This window comes from Acetobacter sp. DmW_136 (genome assembly GCF_008690365.1).
Lineage (GTDB): Bacteria > Pseudomonadota > Alphaproteobacteria > Acetobacterales > Acetobacteraceae > Acetobacter > Acetobacter oryzifermentans.
Genome location: NZ_VHON01000005.1, coordinates 39,714 through 54,844 on the forward strand (window position 1 = coordinate 39,714; position 15,131 = coordinate 54,844).

Annotated in this window: 12 protein-coding genes and 1 tRNA gene; 7 read left to right on the forward strand and 6 right to left on the reverse strand. The window is 55.5% G+C overall.

Features of this window, described 5'->3' with window-relative positions:
* The gene (gene recG / locus FKW31_RS00910) at positions 1-2,148 is read right to left on the reverse strand and encodes an ATP-dependent DNA helicase RecG (protein WP_150177186.1); all 2,148 of its coding nucleotides are present in this window, start codon (positions 2,146-2,148) and stop codon (positions 1-3) included.
* A 69-nt stretch (positions 2,149-2,217) separates the two neighbouring features.
* Between recG and FKW31_RS00915 the strand changes: the two genes are divergently transcribed.
* Both FKW31_RS00915 and mfd read left to right on the forward strand, forming a co-directional pair.
* Positions 2,218-2,544: a succinate dehydrogenase assembly factor 2 gene (locus tag FKW31_RS00915; protein ID WP_150177188.1), complete on the forward strand. Its 327-nt coding sequence runs from the start codon at positions 2,218-2,220 to the stop codon at positions 2,542-2,544.
* Between the two features lie 81 nt (positions 2,545-2,625).
* Positions 2,626-6,102, forward strand: coding sequence for a transcription-repair coupling factor (mfd, locus tag FKW31_RS00920; RefSeq protein WP_150177190.1), 3,477 nt, complete (start codon positions 2,626-2,628; stop codon positions 6,100-6,102).
* Positions 6,103-6,153: 51 nt separating this feature from the next.
* On the opposite strand, the gene FKW31_RS00925 is transcribed toward mfd, so the two are convergent.
* Positions 6,154-7,104, reverse strand: a complete 951-nt coding sequence (locus FKW31_RS00925; RefSeq protein ID WP_150177192.1) for a DUF945 family protein — start codon at positions 7,102-7,104, stop codon at positions 6,154-6,156.
* A 47-nt stretch (positions 7,105-7,151) separates the two neighbouring features.
* Between FKW31_RS00925 and FKW31_RS00930 the strand changes: the two genes are divergently transcribed.
* Both FKW31_RS00930 and FKW31_RS00935 read left to right on the forward strand, forming a co-directional pair.
* Complete coding sequence (locus tag FKW31_RS00930) at positions 7,152-8,147, forward strand: bile acid:sodium symporter family protein (protein ID WP_006115184.1); 996 nt, start codon at positions 7,152-7,154, stop codon at positions 8,145-8,147.
* A gap of 24 nt (positions 8,148-8,171) precedes the next feature.
* Positions 8,172-9,617, forward strand: a complete 1,446-nt coding sequence (locus FKW31_RS00935; protein ID WP_150177370.1) for a pyridoxal-dependent decarboxylase — start codon at positions 8,172-8,174, stop codon at positions 9,615-9,617.
* A gap of 30 nt (positions 9,618-9,647) precedes the next feature.
* Here FKW31_RS00935 and cobT read toward each other — a convergent pair whose 3' ends face one another.
* The 3 genes from cobT to FKW31_RS00950 all read right to left on the reverse strand — a co-directional run bounded on the left by cobT (position 9,648) and on the right by FKW31_RS00950 (position 13,295).
* A complete protein-coding gene (gene cobT, locus FKW31_RS00940; protein ID WP_150177194.1) occupies positions 9,648-11,564 on the reverse strand; it encodes a cobaltochelatase subunit CobT in 1,917 nt (638 codons plus the stop codon).
* A 13-nt stretch (positions 11,565-11,577) separates the two neighbouring features.
* Positions 11,578-12,585: a cobaltochelatase subunit CobS gene (gene cobS / locus FKW31_RS00945; protein WP_063353944.1), complete on the reverse strand. Its 1,008-nt coding sequence runs from the start codon at positions 12,583-12,585 to the stop codon at positions 11,578-11,580.
* A gap of 89 nt (positions 12,586-12,674) precedes the next feature.
* Positions 12,675-13,295 (reverse strand): J domain-containing protein, encoded by a 621-nt coding sequence (locus FKW31_RS00950; protein WP_006115188.1) that lies wholly within the window; start codon positions 13,293-13,295, stop codon positions 12,675-12,677.
* A 51-nt stretch (positions 13,296-13,346) separates the two neighbouring features.
* On the opposite strand from FKW31_RS00950, the gene FKW31_RS00955 reads away from it, so the two are divergent.
* The gene (locus FKW31_RS00955; protein WP_006115189.1) at positions 13,347-13,685 is read left to right on the forward strand and encodes a BolA family transcriptional regulator; all 339 of its coding nucleotides are present in this window, start codon (positions 13,347-13,349) and stop codon (positions 13,683-13,685) included.
* A complete protein-coding gene (locus tag FKW31_RS00960; protein WP_063353946.1) occupies positions 13,685-14,257 on the forward strand; it encodes an outer-membrane lipoprotein carrier protein LolA in 573 nt (190 codons plus the stop codon). The genes FKW31_RS00955 and FKW31_RS00960 overlap by 1 nt, the downstream gene beginning before the upstream one ends.
* Here the strand turns inward: FKW31_RS00960 and lipB are convergent.
* Positions 14,238-14,939 (reverse strand): lipoyl(octanoyl) transferase LipB, encoded by a 702-nt coding sequence (gene lipB, locus FKW31_RS00965; protein ID WP_150177196.1) that lies wholly within the window; start codon positions 14,937-14,939, stop codon positions 14,238-14,240. The genes FKW31_RS00960 and lipB overlap by 20 nt on opposite strands.
* A gap of 72 nt (positions 14,940-15,011) precedes the next feature.
* Here lipB and FKW31_RS00970 point away from each other — a divergent pair.
* A tRNA-Leu gene (locus tag FKW31_RS00970) sits at positions 15,012-15,098 on the forward strand.
* Positions 15,099-15,131: the final 33 nt, after the last annotated feature.

A 15,131-nucleotide genomic window follows, 5' to 3' on the forward strand; every position in this document is an offset into this window, starting at 1 on the left:
TTAGCCGCCGCTAAAAATGCGTGCGGCATCGGTTTTATTAAACAGCGCCAGCAAAATACGGGCTGCTACTCGCAAGTTCTTTTCTGGTGTGCTGGTGGGTGGTCCATCTGGTAGAATCTCCGTGGCTTCATCATGTGCGGTGTCTAACAGCATATCCACCAGCATTTCCGGTGCCATACGGTAATCAGGCAGGCCGGATTGGCGGCGGCCTGTTGCCTCCCCTCCGCCGCGCAGGCGGAAATCCTCATCAGCAATAAGAAAGCCGTCTTCCGTTTCCTTCAGGCAGGAAAGCCGACGGCGCGCCGTAAGGCCCAAGCCTTCATCATGCAGCATAAGGCAGAAGGAAGCATCCACCCCACGTCCCACGCGGCCACGGAGCTGGTGTAACTGCGCCAAGCCAAAGCGTTCTGCATGTTCGATCACCATAATGGTGGCGGAAGGCACATCCACACCGACTTCAATGACGGTAGTGGCCACGAGCATGCGGGTTTCACCGTTGGAAAAGGCTTGCAGCACTTCTTCGCGCACGTTGGCATCTTGCTGCCCATGTGCCAGCCCAATTTTATCTCCAAACCGTTCAACCAAAGCTGCATGGCGGGCCTCGGCAGCGGCCAGATCCATGGCTTCACTTTCAGAAACCAGCGGGCATACCCAAAAAATCTGTGCGCCTTTATCTAGAGCGCGACCAATGCCTGCCAGCACATCTTCAAAATTACCAAGGCTGTGCAGGGATGTGCGCACAGGCTTGCGGCCTGCGGGTTTGCCTTCCAACCGGCTGATCTGCATTTTCCCAAACCGGGTAAGCAACAGCGTGCGGGGAATAGGGGTTGCTGTCATTACCAGCATATCGGTCTCATGGCCTTTTTCTACCAAGGCCAGACGTTGATCGACCCCAAAGCGGTGCTGCTCATCAATAACGGCCAGACCCAGATCAGCAAATTTTACACCGTCCTGCACAAGCGCGTGGGTGCCGACCACCAGCTTGGCAGTGCCATCTGCTATATCCTGCAAGGTTTGTTTGCGCGCCTTGCCTTTGACAGAGCTGGATAAAAACGCCACCGGCACGGGGGAGAGGCGCCGGAACGTAGCCGCATGCTGGCGGGCCAAAATTTCCGTAGGGGCCATAAGGGCGGCTTGAGTGCCAGCTTCTACTGCACGCAGCATCGCCATAAGAGCCACAAGCGTTTTGCCCGCACCCACATCACCCTGCAAAAGGCGGCTCATACAGTGCGGAGTAGCCATATCGGTTTCAATCTCGCGCAGAACGTGTTTTTGGCCGTAAGTAAGCTCATGTCCAAAGCTGGCGAGTGCCTGCTTTTGTAAGGTGCCATCACCATTCAGGCTCCGGCCGGGCCGGGCGCGGGATGCCTGCTGGGCAATGCGCATGGCTAATTGGTCTGCCAGCAGTTCATCACACGCTAAGCGAGCCTGCGCACGCGTGCGGCTGCCGTGCCATGCATCACCTTGTGCGCTATCGGGAATGGTGTCTGGAAAGTGCACCCAGCTTAGAGCTGTGGCAAAATCGGGCCAGTTTTTTTGCTTGATAAGCGCTTTATCGTGCCATTCAGGCAGGGTAGGCGGCAAAAGGCGCAGAGCGGCGGCCATAGCCATGCGCACCTGCCCGGTAAACAATCCAGCCGTAAGGGGCCAAACGGGGTCTAGCAGCGGAATGCGCTCTATCTGGTTTGCAGGCACCAGATAATCGGGGGACGTGATGGTGAGTTTATCACCAAAACGTTCAACCTTGCCAGAAAGGGCAATACTTTCTCCCTTTACAACCTGCTTGGCCTGCCAGGGGGAAAAGAAGGCAACTTCCAGTACACTGGTGGCATCATCAATCATCACGCGCCACGGTTGGCGGGTGCGTGGGGCGGGGCTGCGAATATCCTGCACCACGCCTGTAACGGTTGCGATTGTATCGGGCCTGAGTTGCGCCAATGTGGGGCGCAGCCTGCGGTCTGTAATGCTTTCGGGCAGGCAGAACAGCAGGTCTATCACCCTGCGCCCGCCCGCAATGCGGCCCAGCAGCTTGGCACGTGCGGTGCTAATGCCGGGTAGGCTTTCAAGCGGGGCCAGTAATGGGGCTAGGGCAGAATTGCCATCTTGCCCTGTAGCCGAAGAGGATGTGAAGGAAAGGGGACTGGACACAAGCGATACACAAGCCTCTGTTTGGCAGGCTGACAGACAGGTTTAGCAACGGTATAGGATACCAGCGCCATGCAAGACAATTTTACAGTTTCTCTCTCATCTTCCTCCAGCGCATCTGGCGTGGCGGAAGATAATCTGGCTGCCCGCAGGCGGCGGCTGAAGTTCCGTGCCAACCATCGGGGCACGTTTGAAACAGATATTCTGATAGGCGGCTTTGTAGAAGCCAATGCAGATACCATGACGGCAGAAGAACTGACGGACATGGAAAACATTCTGGAAATGCCAGATCCGGAACTAACAGACTGGCTGTTTGGCCGCCTGCCATTGCCGGAAGAGAAGGCCACCCCCATGTTACGCCGTATGGTGGAAGATAGCCGTATCAGGCGCGGCGGTTAGTATAAACCCTTCAAGCTCCGGCACAGGCATGCTGGCGGCTTGCGGGGTTTGCGTATTTAAGCAGAACAGGCGGATACCGGGATGACAGCACAAACAGGCGCACAAAAGCGGATAGCAACCGTATGGGGCGTGCCAGAAGGGTATGATGCCCTTTTGCTGGCCCGCCGTGCGCGGGATCATAAAGGCCCCGTGCTGCATATTGCGCGTAATGATGCAGCTATGGCCCGCCTGAATGATATGCTGGCCTTTGTAGCGCCTGATGTGGAAGTGCTGCGTTTTCCCGCATGGGATTGCCTGCCGTATGACAGGGTTTCTCCCAACCCTGCCATTGTGGCTGAGCGTGTTTCCACCCTTACGCGCTTGCTGGAACCTGCAAAAGGTCGCCCACGGCTTGTGCTGGCTACGGTGAACGCCGTGGTGCAACGTGTTGCCCCACGTAAAACGTTTGAGGGGCAATCCCTTTCTATCCGCACGGGGGAAAGTCTGGATCAGGGCTTTCTGATCGAGTTGCTGATCGCCAATGGTTACACCCGCACGGATACCGTGATGGAAGCCGGGGAGTTTGCAACCCGTGGCGGTATTTTTGATTTGTATCCGGCCGGGGCGGGTGAACCCCTGCGGCTTGATCTGTTTGGCGATGAAGTTGAGAACATCCGGGCGTTTGATCCCGGTTCCCAGCGTTCTACCGCTAAGCGCGATGGGCTGACACTTTGCCCTGTTTCCGAATTCTCATTGGATAAGGAAAGCATTTCACGCTTCCGCACTGGCTGGCGTGATGCCTTTGGCCCCGCAGCAACGTCTGACCCACTTTATGAACATATTTCAGACGGGCGCAGGCATCCGGGTATCGAGCACTGGCTGCCTTTGTTCCATGATCATTTAGAAACGCTGTTCGATTATCTACCCGATGTGGCTGTTTCACTCGAACATCAGGCAGAGGATGTGCTTAAAGCCCGGTTGGAAATGATAGAAGATCACTATCAGGCCCGCCGCCAACCTGTGCGGGAAGGGGAAATACCTTACCGGCCGCTGCCTCCGCATTTGCTCTATCTGGATGAAAAAGGGTGGGATGCCAGCTTGGCTCGTGTGCCTGTGGTGGCATTTAGCCCCTATGCACAACCCGAGGGCGCCGGAGGTGTGGATGTAGGTGGCCGCCCGGGCAAGATGTTTTCCAAAATTGTACCCGGTGCCCAGCGTGAGCAGGTGTTTACGCTCTTGGGGGATCAGGTAAAGGAATGGGCGCAGGTTAAGCGCCGCGCTTTTGTAGCCGCATGGACCAAAGGCTCGCGCGAGCGCATTGCCACATTACTGCGAGAGCACGGCGTACCCACCCAAACATATGAGACATGGGAGCAAGCCCACAAAGCCAAACCCGGCCCGGTTGGTTTGCTGACCCTTGGTTTGGAACGCGGCTTTGTTGCGGATGATCTGGCGTTTGTTTCTGAACAGGATCTGTTGGGTGAACGTATTGGTCGTCCACCGCGCCGTCGCCGTCGTGCTGATGAACTGATTGCCGAAGCCAGTGAACTTTCAGCCGGTGATCTGGTGGTGCATCAGGATTACGGGATAGGCCGTTATGATGGGCTGGAAACAGTAAGTGTAGGCGTAGCCCCGCATGATTGCTTGCGCCTGCTGTATGATGGCGGACAAAAACTCTACCTGCCTGTAGAGAACATTGAACTGCTTAGCCGCTTTGGATCAGATCAAGCTGGTGTTGCGCTGGATAAGCTGGGCGGCACGGCATGGCAGAACCGTAAATCGCAAATGAAAAAGCGCATCCGCGATATGGCGGGTGAGCTTATCAGAACCGCCGCCATGCGGGCGTTGAAGGAGGCACCAGAACTGGTTCCGCCGGAGGGGCAGTGGGATGAGTTCTGTGCCCGCTTCCCATTTGTAGAAACGGATGATCAGGCACGCGCTATTGCTGATGTGCTGGAAGATATGTCCTCCGGCCGACCAATGGATCGGCTGGTGTGTGGTGATGTCGGCTTTGGTAAAACCGAGGTAGCATTGCGCGCGGCGTTTGTGGCGGCCATGTCTGGCGGGCAGGTGGCTGTTGTGGTGCCCACCACTTTGTTGGCGCGGCAGCATTATCGCACCTTTGCCGCACGGTTTGAGGGCTTTCCCATCAAGGTGGCGCAACTTTCCCGCATGGTAACGGGTAAGGAAGCAACAGCAGTGCGTAAGGGCATTGCAGATGGAAGCGTGAACATTGTTATTGGTACGCATGCACTGCTGGCCAAAACGGTTCAGTTTGCCTCGCTCGAACTGCTGATTATTGATGAAGAACAGCACTTTGGCGTGTCTCATAAGGAAAAGCTGAAAGCCCTGCGCGAAGATGTGCATGTGCTTACTCTTTCCGCCACACCTTTGCCGCGTACGCTCCAACTCTCGCTTTCCGGCGTGAGGGAAATGAGCCTGATTGCTACCCCACCAACAGACAGGCTGGCGGTGCGCACTTTCATCATGCCGTTTGATAGCGTGGTGATAAGGGAGGCCATCCAGCGCGAACGCTTCCGTGGTGGGCAGATTTTCTGCGTGGCCCCGCGTATTGAGGATCTGGACAGGCTGGCCGAACGGCTTACGGCCATTGTGCCCGATGCCAGGCTGATACAGGCACATGGCCGCCTTTCCGCCACCGAACTGGAACGGGTGATGACCGAGTTTTCAGACGGCAAATACGATATTCTGCTCTCCACCAATATTGTGGAAAGTGGGCTGGATATGCCCACAGTGAATACGCTGATTATCCATAGGGCAGATATGTTTGGCCTTGGGCAGCTTTACCAGCTGCGTGGGCGTGTGGGGCGTGGCAAGCAACGAGGTTATGCTTACCTCACATGGCCTCAAACACATGTGCTTTCAGCTTCTGCGGAAAAGCGGCTGGAAGTAATGCAAACGCTGGATACGCTGGGTGCTGGCTTTACGCTGGCCTCGCACGATCTGGATTTGCGTGGCGCGGGTAATTTGCTGGGCGATCAACAATCCGGCCATGTGCGTGAAGTGGGGATCGAACTGTACCAGCAGATGCTGGAAGATGCTGTGGCCGACCTGCGCTCAGATAAAAATCGTCGTGCCGCAGAAGATCGGGATTGGACGCCCAACATTGTCATGGGTCTGCCCGTATTGATCCCGGATGAATATGTAACCGATCTGCCCGTCCGACTTGGGCTCTACCGCCGTATCAGCGCGCTGGCATCCGATGCGGAGCTGGAAGCCATGGAAGCCGAGCTGATAGATCGCTTTGGTTCTCTGCCGCCGGAGGTAAAAAACCTTCTGGATATTGTAGAGCTTAAGCGCCTGTGCCGTCAGGCCGGGGTAGAGCGTGTAGAGGCTGGCCCTAAAGGCATGGTGCTGCAATTCCGTAACAACACCTTCCGCAACCCGGCAGGGTTGGTGCAGTGGATGGGGAAATGGAAGGATGGCACAGTCCGCCTACGCCCAGACCATAAAATGGCGGTTGTGCGCGAACTGACGAACGTGCAGCGCATAGATCTGGCCCGGCGTGTTTTGAAAGACCTGGCTGGTATGTGCGAAAAAGTAATGGAAATGGCCTAACAAGACCTAGAGAGCCGGAGGGGTTTAAAAGCATCCCCTCCGGCGCTTTGTTTATTTAAGCGGAATGGGGAAGCCATTTACGGTGAGTACGCCGCTTTCCCATTTTGTATCCCACGTATTCTGTTCACCATGTTTGTGGCTGACCAAACGGGCCACAACCATGCCTGCGGCCAGCTTCATCTGTTTGGCGGTGCGGGCCTTATCAATAAGTGTTTCCAGATTGGTAATTTCCAGATGCCCAGAGGCTGATGTGTTGTTCACATTGCCTGTCAGCGTTGCCACACCATTGCCGTGCAAAGAAGCCTCACCCTGCGTGGCATCAAAGCTGGAAATGGTGGCATGCACAGCCGGAGCGCTGGCACTGCGGCCACCAATGGCGCTCATAAGGGCGGGCACTTCCGCAGCAGGAAGCGAGAACGTGGCATGGGCTGCTGTGGGCAGCAAATCCTGATTGGCAACGTTATGGAAGCTTACTCCATCCATCCCCAATGATGCCGAAGCCGTCGCACTGCCGCCCTGCATCTGATAGCGCGCGGTATTAACAGTTACCTGTGCAGCCCCGTGCGCCAGCGTGGCGTTTTGCCATGTTAGATCATAGCTTTTACCGGCCTGCAGGCCTGCCAACACGCGTTTGCCCTGTGTGTTCAGCCAATCTGTGCACGCGGCATTGTGATGCCCCGTCATGGCGGACATCAGGAGCAGAGAGGCCGCATCTGCCAGATCATGCGTGGCTTCGGGCGTTTCGCCAGAACCATGCAGGGTTAAGTGGACAGCCTTAAAGGTTGTGCCACCGTCTGGCGTGCGTAACACCAGATTCTGGTAGGTAACGCCTTGCGCCGTTTCCTGCCCAGAAGCGCGAGAAACCACCGCGCAGCCAGAAGGAGGGGCCGCAAAAGCCGGAGCCGCAGTAACTGTGGCATAAATGCTCACAGCACCGAGAACGGAGAGGGACAGGAAAGTATACTGCTTCATTTCAACCAAAGGGTGCCGTAAGTAAAACAGGCAGGCAACCAGAAAGAAGCCAGAAAGAAAAACGAAAGGGCAGGCGCGTGCGGTTTTTGAAAATGGACCCTTTTTTAATGGGGTTGGTCAGTGCTGTGCTGCTGGCAACGTTCTTTCCCTGTCATGGGGTAGCTGTACCGGTTTTTAGGTGGCTTTCCATTAGCCTGATTGCCCTAATGTTTTTTTTGCAAGGAGCAAGGCTTTCTCGCAAAGCTGTGGTGGATGGCTTGGTTGCGTGGAAGCTGCACCTGCTTATTTTGTGCTGCACCTTTGTGTTGTTCCCTTTGCTGGGGCTATTGGGCCATGCGCTGCTGCCCAACCTGATGCAGCCTGAAATCTGGATGGGCGTGCTGTTTTTGTGCTGCCTGCCTTCTACGGTACAGTCTTCCATTGCCTTTACATCCATTGGCGGGGGCAATGTGCCTGCGGCGGTGTGTGCGGCCACGGCCTCCAATGTTCTGGGTATTTTTATTACGCCCGTTTTGGTGGGGCTGATTCTGAGCAAGCATGGGGGCGCGGCCGGTAACCCGCTGGATATTGTTTACCAGCTTTTGCTGCCGTTTATTTTGGGGCAGGTGTTGCAACCGTGGCTTGGCCCGTGGGCGCACCGCAATAAAAAACTTCTGTCTTTTTCAGACCGAGGCTCTGTGCTGGTGGTGGTGTATGCAGCGTTCAGTGATGCCGTTATGCAAGGGCTGTGGCACAAGCTACCTGTAACAGAAATGGGCGTGATTGCGCTGGTGGATGCTGTGTTGCTGTTTGTTGTGCTGGGTATTACCATTTTTGCCGGTCGTGCTTTTGGCCTGCCACTTAAAGATGAAATTGCAGTGGTGTTCTGTGGCTCCAAAAAAACGCTGGCATCCGGGGTGCCTATGGCCAACGTACTGTTCCCGCCTGCATCGGTGGGGATGATTGTTCTCCCACTTATGATGTATCACCAGATCCAGCTTTTTGTGTGCGCTGTTCTGGCCCGCCGTTTTGCCCGTATGACACAGCAGGCAGAGCAGCATGAGCAAAAGCCAGAGATACGTCACGCATCCTGAATACGGATATTGGAGAAAACAGAAGTGGCCGGGTTAGATCCAGAAAACTGGGAAGAATTGCGCACACTAGGCCACCGCATGTTGGACGACATGCTTGAGTCCATAAAAAACGTGGCAAAAGGCCCCGTGTGGCAGCCTATGCCAGATACATTGCGGCAGAATTTTAAGCAGGCTTCTTTATCCCAAAGCGCACAGGCGCTTGAAGGGCTGTATGAGCAGTTTGCCAATACAGTTCAGCCTTATGCTGTCGGTAATCGGCACCCACGTTTTATGGGGTGGGTGCATGGCGGCGGCACGGCGCAGGGCATGCTGGCAGAAATGTTGGCTGCGGGCCTAAATGCCAATCTGGGTGGGCGCAACCATGCACCAGTAGAAGTGGAACGCATGGTTATCCGCTGGGCAGCGGAAATGTTCGGCTTTCCGGATACTACCAGCGGTGTGTTGGTAACCGGTTCTTCCATGGCCAATTTTATTGCCATTCTTACGGCCAGCCGCGCAGTGCCAGATGGTACGGATTTGCGCGAGCAAGGCGTGGCAGGCCGTAAGCTGGTAGGATATGCCGCACAAACGGCACATGGCTGTGTAGCCCGGGCATTTGATATGGCCGGATTGGGCATGAAGGCCCTGCGTCGCGTGCCAGTAGATGCCGCATTTCGTATGGATATGCAGGCGCTACGCCGCATGGTGGCGCAGGATAGGGCAGATGGATACGAGCCTTTTCTGGTTGTCGGCACGGCAGGTACTGTAGATACTGGGAGTGTGGACCCGCTGGACGATCTGGCAGATTACGCAAAGGCCGAAAAGCTCTGGTTTCATGTAGATGGCGCATTTGGGGCGTTGGCGCAGTTGGCGCCAGACTATGCGCCATTACTCAAGGGGCTGGAGCGAGCCGATAGCCTTGCCTTCGATTTTCATAAATGGGCGCAGGTACCTTACGATGCAGGCTGCGTGTTGGTGCGTGAACAGGGGCGGCAAGCGGCAACCTTTGCACAGTCCTTAGCCTATCTCTCGCGCGAGGATCGTGGGTTGGCGGCGGATGCCCCGTGGTTTTGTGATTTGGGGCCAGATCTTTCACGCGGCTTTCGTGCGCTTAAGGTATGGTTCACGCTGGCGGGGTTTGGCACCCAAGGGCTGGGCAATGTGGTGGCGCAATCCTGCACGGTGGCGCAGTATCTGGCATCCCGCGTGGCGGATACGCCCGGCCTTACGCTGCTGGCTCCGGTAACACTGAATATTGTGTGTTTTCGGGTGGATGTGCCTGATGTGGATGATCTGGATACGCTTAATGCGGAACTGGTGAAGGATCTTCAGGAAAGTGGCATTGCCGCGCCATCTACCACGCGCATTTACGGCAAGTTGGCTATTCGTGCGGCTATTGTAAACCACCGCACTACCAAGGAAGATGCAGATATCATGCTGGCTGGCTTGGTAGATCTGGCGCAAGCCCGTTTGGGCCGCCCGCTGGCCTAAACCAAAGCCGGGCAGGCGGCGCGTTCTTCCTTAACGTGCGCGTTTGCGCGGCCGGCGTTTTTCTTCAAACAGAGCGGAAAGGGACTGGAGCATAGTTCCCCCCAGTTCCTCCGCATCTGTAATGGTAACGGCTTTTTGGTAATAGCGGGTAACATCGTGCCCAATACCAATGGCAGTGAGTTCCACCGGGCTACGGTTTTCGATCATATCGATAACAGCGCGCAGGTGGTCTTCCAAATAGGACGCCGGATTGACGGAAAGTGTGCTGTCATCCACAGGTGCGCCATCTGAAATCACCATCAAAATCTTACGGGCTTCCTGCCGGTTTTTAATGCGATTCCATGCCCAAAGCAGGGCTTCACCATCTATGTTTTCTTTTAGCAGGCCTTCACGCAGCATCAGGCCCAGATTGGTGCGCGCACGCCGCCACGGCATATCTGCTGATTTATAGATAATGTGGCGCAAATCATTCAGGCGGCCCGGTTCAGGCGGCTTGCCGTTTTGCAACCAGAGTTCCCGGCTTTGGCCACCTTTCCATGCGCGAGTGGTAAAGCCCAGAATTTCCACTTTTACGCCGCAGCGTTCCAGCGTGCGGGCCAGAATATCCCCGCACGATGCGGCAACAGAAATAGGCCGTCCGCGCATGGAGCCGGAATTATCAATCAGCAGGGTTACAACCGTATCGCGGAATTCCGTATCCTTTTCCTGCTTATAGGATAGGGAGAGCATGGGGTTGACCACAATGCGGGACAGGCGGCCTGCATCCAAAATGCCTTCTTCCAGATCGAAAGACCAAGAGCGGGTTTGCTGCGCCATCAAACGGCGCTGGAGGCGGTTGGCAAGCCGAGATACCACACCATGCAGGGTGGCTAATTGCAGATCAAGCTGGTGCCGCAGGCGAGAGAGTTCTTCTGGATCACACAGTTCTTCTGCGCGAATTTCTTCATCAAACTGGGTGGTGTAGGGGTGGTAGCCTCTGGCTGTCAGGCCGGGTTCATTTTCCGGCTGGCGGCCGGGGCCTGCGGCTTCCCCCGTACCTTCCCCCATGCTGGCATCACGTTCTTCTTCTGCAAATTCTGAAGAAGATTCGCTGCTGCCTGCCATCAGTTGAGGTTGAGAGATTTCCTCTTCCTGCTCCTCCTGTTGAGGAGATGTATTTTCTTCCTGATCTGGAGGTGGTGGGTTTGAATCATCTTGCGAATCGGCAGCTTGGGAAGAATCGTTGTTGGCATCCATGTCTTCAGATGCCGTGTCATCTTCTGTCAGGGCGCAGGCAGCCATAAGTTGACGGCTGGCGCGTGCATATGCGGCCTGATCCGTCTGGTGCTTTGCCATTTCATCCAAGGCGCTTAACGCGTTGGGTGGCAGCGTCTGCTTCCATTTTTCTAAAATGGCCTGCGCAGGTTCAGGAACTGGTTGGCCTGTCAGTTTTTCACGCGCCAGCAGTTCCAGCCCAACCACAGGGGAAAGCTGAGAGGCCTCTGTCATCCGATCTAGCCCGGATGCACGTATATCTTGTTCAAGCCGATGCCGCAGGTTGGCCGCCACGCCTTTCATGTGGCGCGCGCCTACAGATTCGATTCTAGCTTGTTCCAGCGCATCATACACATCACGCGCCTGCGTTTCGGCAGGTTGGTGGGCAGCGTGCAGGGCAAAGTCATGGTGTTTCAGGCGCAGCGCCTGTGCATCTGCTGCGCCACGAATGCGCTGCCTTTCTTCCTCACTCAGATTGAGAGAGGGAGATTGGAGCCGCACCTTTTCCCCAAGGCTGATCGGGGCCAGCGGCATGTTGCCACTGTGGAAGGAAACATCTGCCTCTTTTTGTCCGCCTATGGCGCGTAAAGCGGCAGATGTGGCCTGTTTGAAAGTATCCGCCCGTTTTTCCGCCTGCTCCCGGGAGAGAGACGGTGTGTTGGGAGCAGACGGGCCTTTGGTGCGATCAGCCATGAAGAAATCCGATTCAGGCAGTGCGGCCGGGCAGCGGGCTGGCATTGAAGCAGCGCTGATAATACTCCGCTACCATGCCGCGTTCGGCTTCATCACACTTGTTCAGGAAGGTGACTCGGAAGGCAAAGGCCACATCTTTGAAGATGCGGTCATTTTCCGCCCAGGCAATAACCCCACGTGGAGACATAACGGTGGAGAGGTCTCCCGCCATAAAGCCGGAGCGGGTAAGGGCTGCTAGCGCCACCATGTTATCAATTTTATCACGTGTGGCTTTGTCATCTTCTGCAATGCCCAGACGCGCGCATACAATGCCCACTTCCTGCTGGTGCGGCAGATAGTTTAGGGAGGTGACAATATTCCACCTATCCATCTGGGCTTGGTTGATCTGCTGCGTGCCGTGATACAGCCCGGTTGTATCACCCAGCCCAACGGTGTTGGCCGTGGCAAACAGGCGGAAGAACGGGTTGGGGGAGATCACGCGGTTTTGGTCTAGAAGGGTCAGTTTGCCTTCTACTTCCAGCACGCGCTGGATCACAAACATCACATCAGCGCGGCCTGCATCGTATTCATCAAACACCAGTGCGCAGGGGCGCTGAAGGCACCACGGCAGCAGACCTTCCTGAAATTCGGTAATCTGCTGGCCGTCCTTCACCACAATGGCGTCCTTGCCAATCAGATCAATGCGCGAAATGTGGCTGTCCAGATTGATGCGAATGCACGGCCAGTTCAGGCGTGCGGCAATCTGTTCAATGTGGGAGGATTTGCCGGTGCCATGGAAGCCCTGCACCATCACGCGGCGGTTGAAGGCAAAGCCTGCCAGAATGGCCAGCGTGGTATCGTGGTCGAACAGATAAGCTTTATCCACTTCTGGCACATGTTCTGTGCGAATGGAAAAGGCAGGCACCTTCATGTCAGAATCAAGGCCGAACACATCACGCACACTTACTTCCATATCTGGTACGGAAATGGCTGAAATGGGCGGGAGTTCGGAAGCGTTGGACTGGCTGGAAATATCCGTCATGGCTATATGTCTGCGCTCTTTGTCTGACAGGAAAGAAAAAAGGCAAAGCAACCGAAAATATATGATGCCTTAAAATGCAGCATACATCATTACAGCGCTTTTTCGAGGCTTTCGGTTAAGAGATGGGTCTTCACAATCGTGAAGGCAACATTGATTTTTTTAAGCCGTTCTTCGGCATTCCGGTCTCCGTTATTGGTGTCCGGATGGTGTTTGCGCGCCAATGCCCGGTAATGGCTTTTGGCTTCTTCCATACTGACAGGCCAAGAAAGCCCCAGAATTGCCAAAGGTTCCCGCAATGCAGCAGGGGCGGATGTGCGCTCCTGATAAGCCTGCGCACGTGCGCGCTCCGCACGGGAGCGGCGGTTCTGGCCCAGAATATCCAGCGGGTCTAGAATATCCTCTTCATTGGGTGTGGCGCGCTTTGCACCTTTGGCGCTTTGGCCAAAAGCCCATGTTGGCCGATCCCACCCGATATCTGCGCGCAGATGCGCTTCAATCTGGCCAGGGCTCATGCCTTTATAATAATCCCACCGCGCATTATATTCCCGAACATGGTTGAGGCAGAACCAGTAATACTGGTTCAGCGCATCGCGCGAGCGAGGGGCACGGTAACCAGCCTGTTCCTGGCAGCTCGGCATGTCACAGCAACGTGCTGGTGCATCAGGATCAGGATCGAACGCGCGGGGGCGGGTGTTCCTACGTTTAATCATTTAGCGTTATGTGCGGTGCAAAAGCATCTGTAGCAAGAGGTAAACAGGGATATGACCAGTCTTTCAGATTCTTCGGCTCTTTCCAAGGCAGAAGGTGTGCGTATGCAGCGGGTTCGTAATGTTCTGGAAAAAACATTCAACCCCATTGTGTTGGAAATTGAGGATGAAAGCCACCGCCACGCACATCATAAAGCCATGGTCCGCGGTCCAGAGGCAGGCGCCACGGAAACGCATTTTCGGGTGCTTATGGTTTCTGCCGCTTTTGAAGGCGTGAACCGCGTGAATCGCTCCCGCATGGTGCATGAAGCTTTAGCCCCGGAATTTTCCAGCGGTTTGCATGCGCTGGCTCTTACCTTGCGTACACCGCAGGAATCCGAGAAGGTGGCATAATGCGCAAAGGCTTAAAATTAAACCGACGCGCATTTGCCTTGCTGGCCCCTCTGGCGTTGGCAGCCTGCGCGGGGCAGGCCATGCAGGGTACATCTGGCGTAAAAAATGCCGATGTTGCACGCGTGGAAAATTATTTCCGTACTGTGGATCTGGAAAACACCCCGTTTCTTCAAACATGGGCCAATGGCAGCCGTGGGGGTGGGTTAATTACCTATAAGCCCGGATCGTTATACATGCACTATACGGCACCGCATGAAATGGAGCTTCGGGCTTCTGGCCATCATGCTGTGTTTACCGATGCCCAGCAGGGCTCTCAAACCCGTATTGGTCTGGCCCATAACCCGCTGGGGTTGCTTATGGGAAACCCTGTGGTGTTGTCTGGTGAGGTGACTGTTACCAACGTGCAAAAACAACCCGGCGTGTTGCAGCTTTCGCTCACACGCACGGATAATCCTTCACAGGGGTTGGTCACGCTGGTTTTTCATGATGTGGCAAACAGGCTTGCGCTCTCCTCCATCCAGATTGTGGATGAACGCAGGCATGTTATTTCCATCAGTCTGGACCCTGTGTAACGGCCACTTCCTGCAAGGCGGAAGATACGCTGCCAAATGTGTTGGCCCAGGATTGGGCCAGCGCGTGATCCAGCTCCTGCATGGTGGTGGAAAGTCCTAGCTTGCGAAAGCTGGTTACGCCAAATTCTCTGATCCCGCAGGGCACAATGCCCTCAAAATCCGCCATGTTGGGGGCTAGGTTAATGGCAACGCCATGCCAGCTTACCCAGCGAGAAACACGAACCCCAATAGCGGCAATTTTTTCCTCATTCCCGGTTTTGGGGTCTGTTACCCATACGCCCACGCGGCCTTCGCGCACTTCACCATGAATGCCAAAATGAGCCAATGCGCCAATTACCCACGATTCCAGCGCATGCACATAAGCCCGCAGGTCTCTCCCCGGCACGGGGCCGTGGGGGTGTTGTAGGTCCAGCATCACATAAGCAGTCCTTTGCCCGGGGCCATGATATGTCCATTGCCCGCCGCGGCCTGCGTGATACGTGGGGTAGTTTGCAGGGTTAAAAAGGTCTTCTGCTTTGGCGGATGTGCCTGAAGTGTAAAGCGGTGGATGTTCCAACAACCACACGCGTTCTGTGGTTTCTCCCGCACGTATGCTGCGGGCCATGCTTTCCATGCGGCTGAGTGCCTGAGGGTATGGAACCAGTTTTTTACTGATTTCCCATAAAATCTGTTCTTTTGTCATTGCCGCACGTTCCTGCTTCGGCTATAGGGCTGTTCACCAACGGTATCGCTCTTCTGGTGCCGATTGTCACGTGCGGCCGTGGCGGAATGGTAGACGCGCAAGCTTGAGGTGCTTGTGGGGGAATACCCCGTGGAAGTTCGAGTCTTCTCGGCCGCACCACATTTCTTCAAAAACAAAATTAAATCAGAGCAA

Coding starts and splice junctions, on each gene's coding strand:
- FKW31_RS00915 (WP_150177188.1), top strand. CDS start 2,218: ATGCAAGACAATTTTACAGTTTCTCTCTCATCTTCCTCCAGCGCATCT.
- mfd (WP_150177190.1), top strand. CDS start 2,626: ATGACAGCACAAACAGGCGCACAAAAGCGGATAGCAACCGTATGGGGC.
- cobT (WP_150177194.1), bottom strand. CDS start 11,564: ATGGCTGATCGCACCAAAGGCCCGTCTGCTCCCAACACACCGTCTCTC.
- cobS (WP_063353944.1), bottom strand. CDS start 12,585: ATGACGGATATTTCCAGCCAGTCCAACGCTTCCGAACTCCCGCCCATT.
- FKW31_RS00950 (WP_006115188.1), bottom strand. CDS start 13,295: ATGATTAAACGTAGGAACACCCGCCCCCGCGCGTTCGATCCTGATCCT.
- FKW31_RS00955 (WP_006115189.1), top strand. CDS start 13,347: ATGACCAGTCTTTCAGATTCTTCGGCTCTTTCCAAGGCAGAAGGTGTG.
- FKW31_RS00960 (WP_063353946.1), top strand. CDS start 13,685: ATGCGCAAAGGCTTAAAATTAAACCGACGCGCATTTGCCTTGCTGGCC.
- lipB (WP_150177196.1), bottom strand. CDS start 14,939: ATGACAAAAGAACAGATTTTATGGGAAATCAGTAAAAAACTGGTTCCA.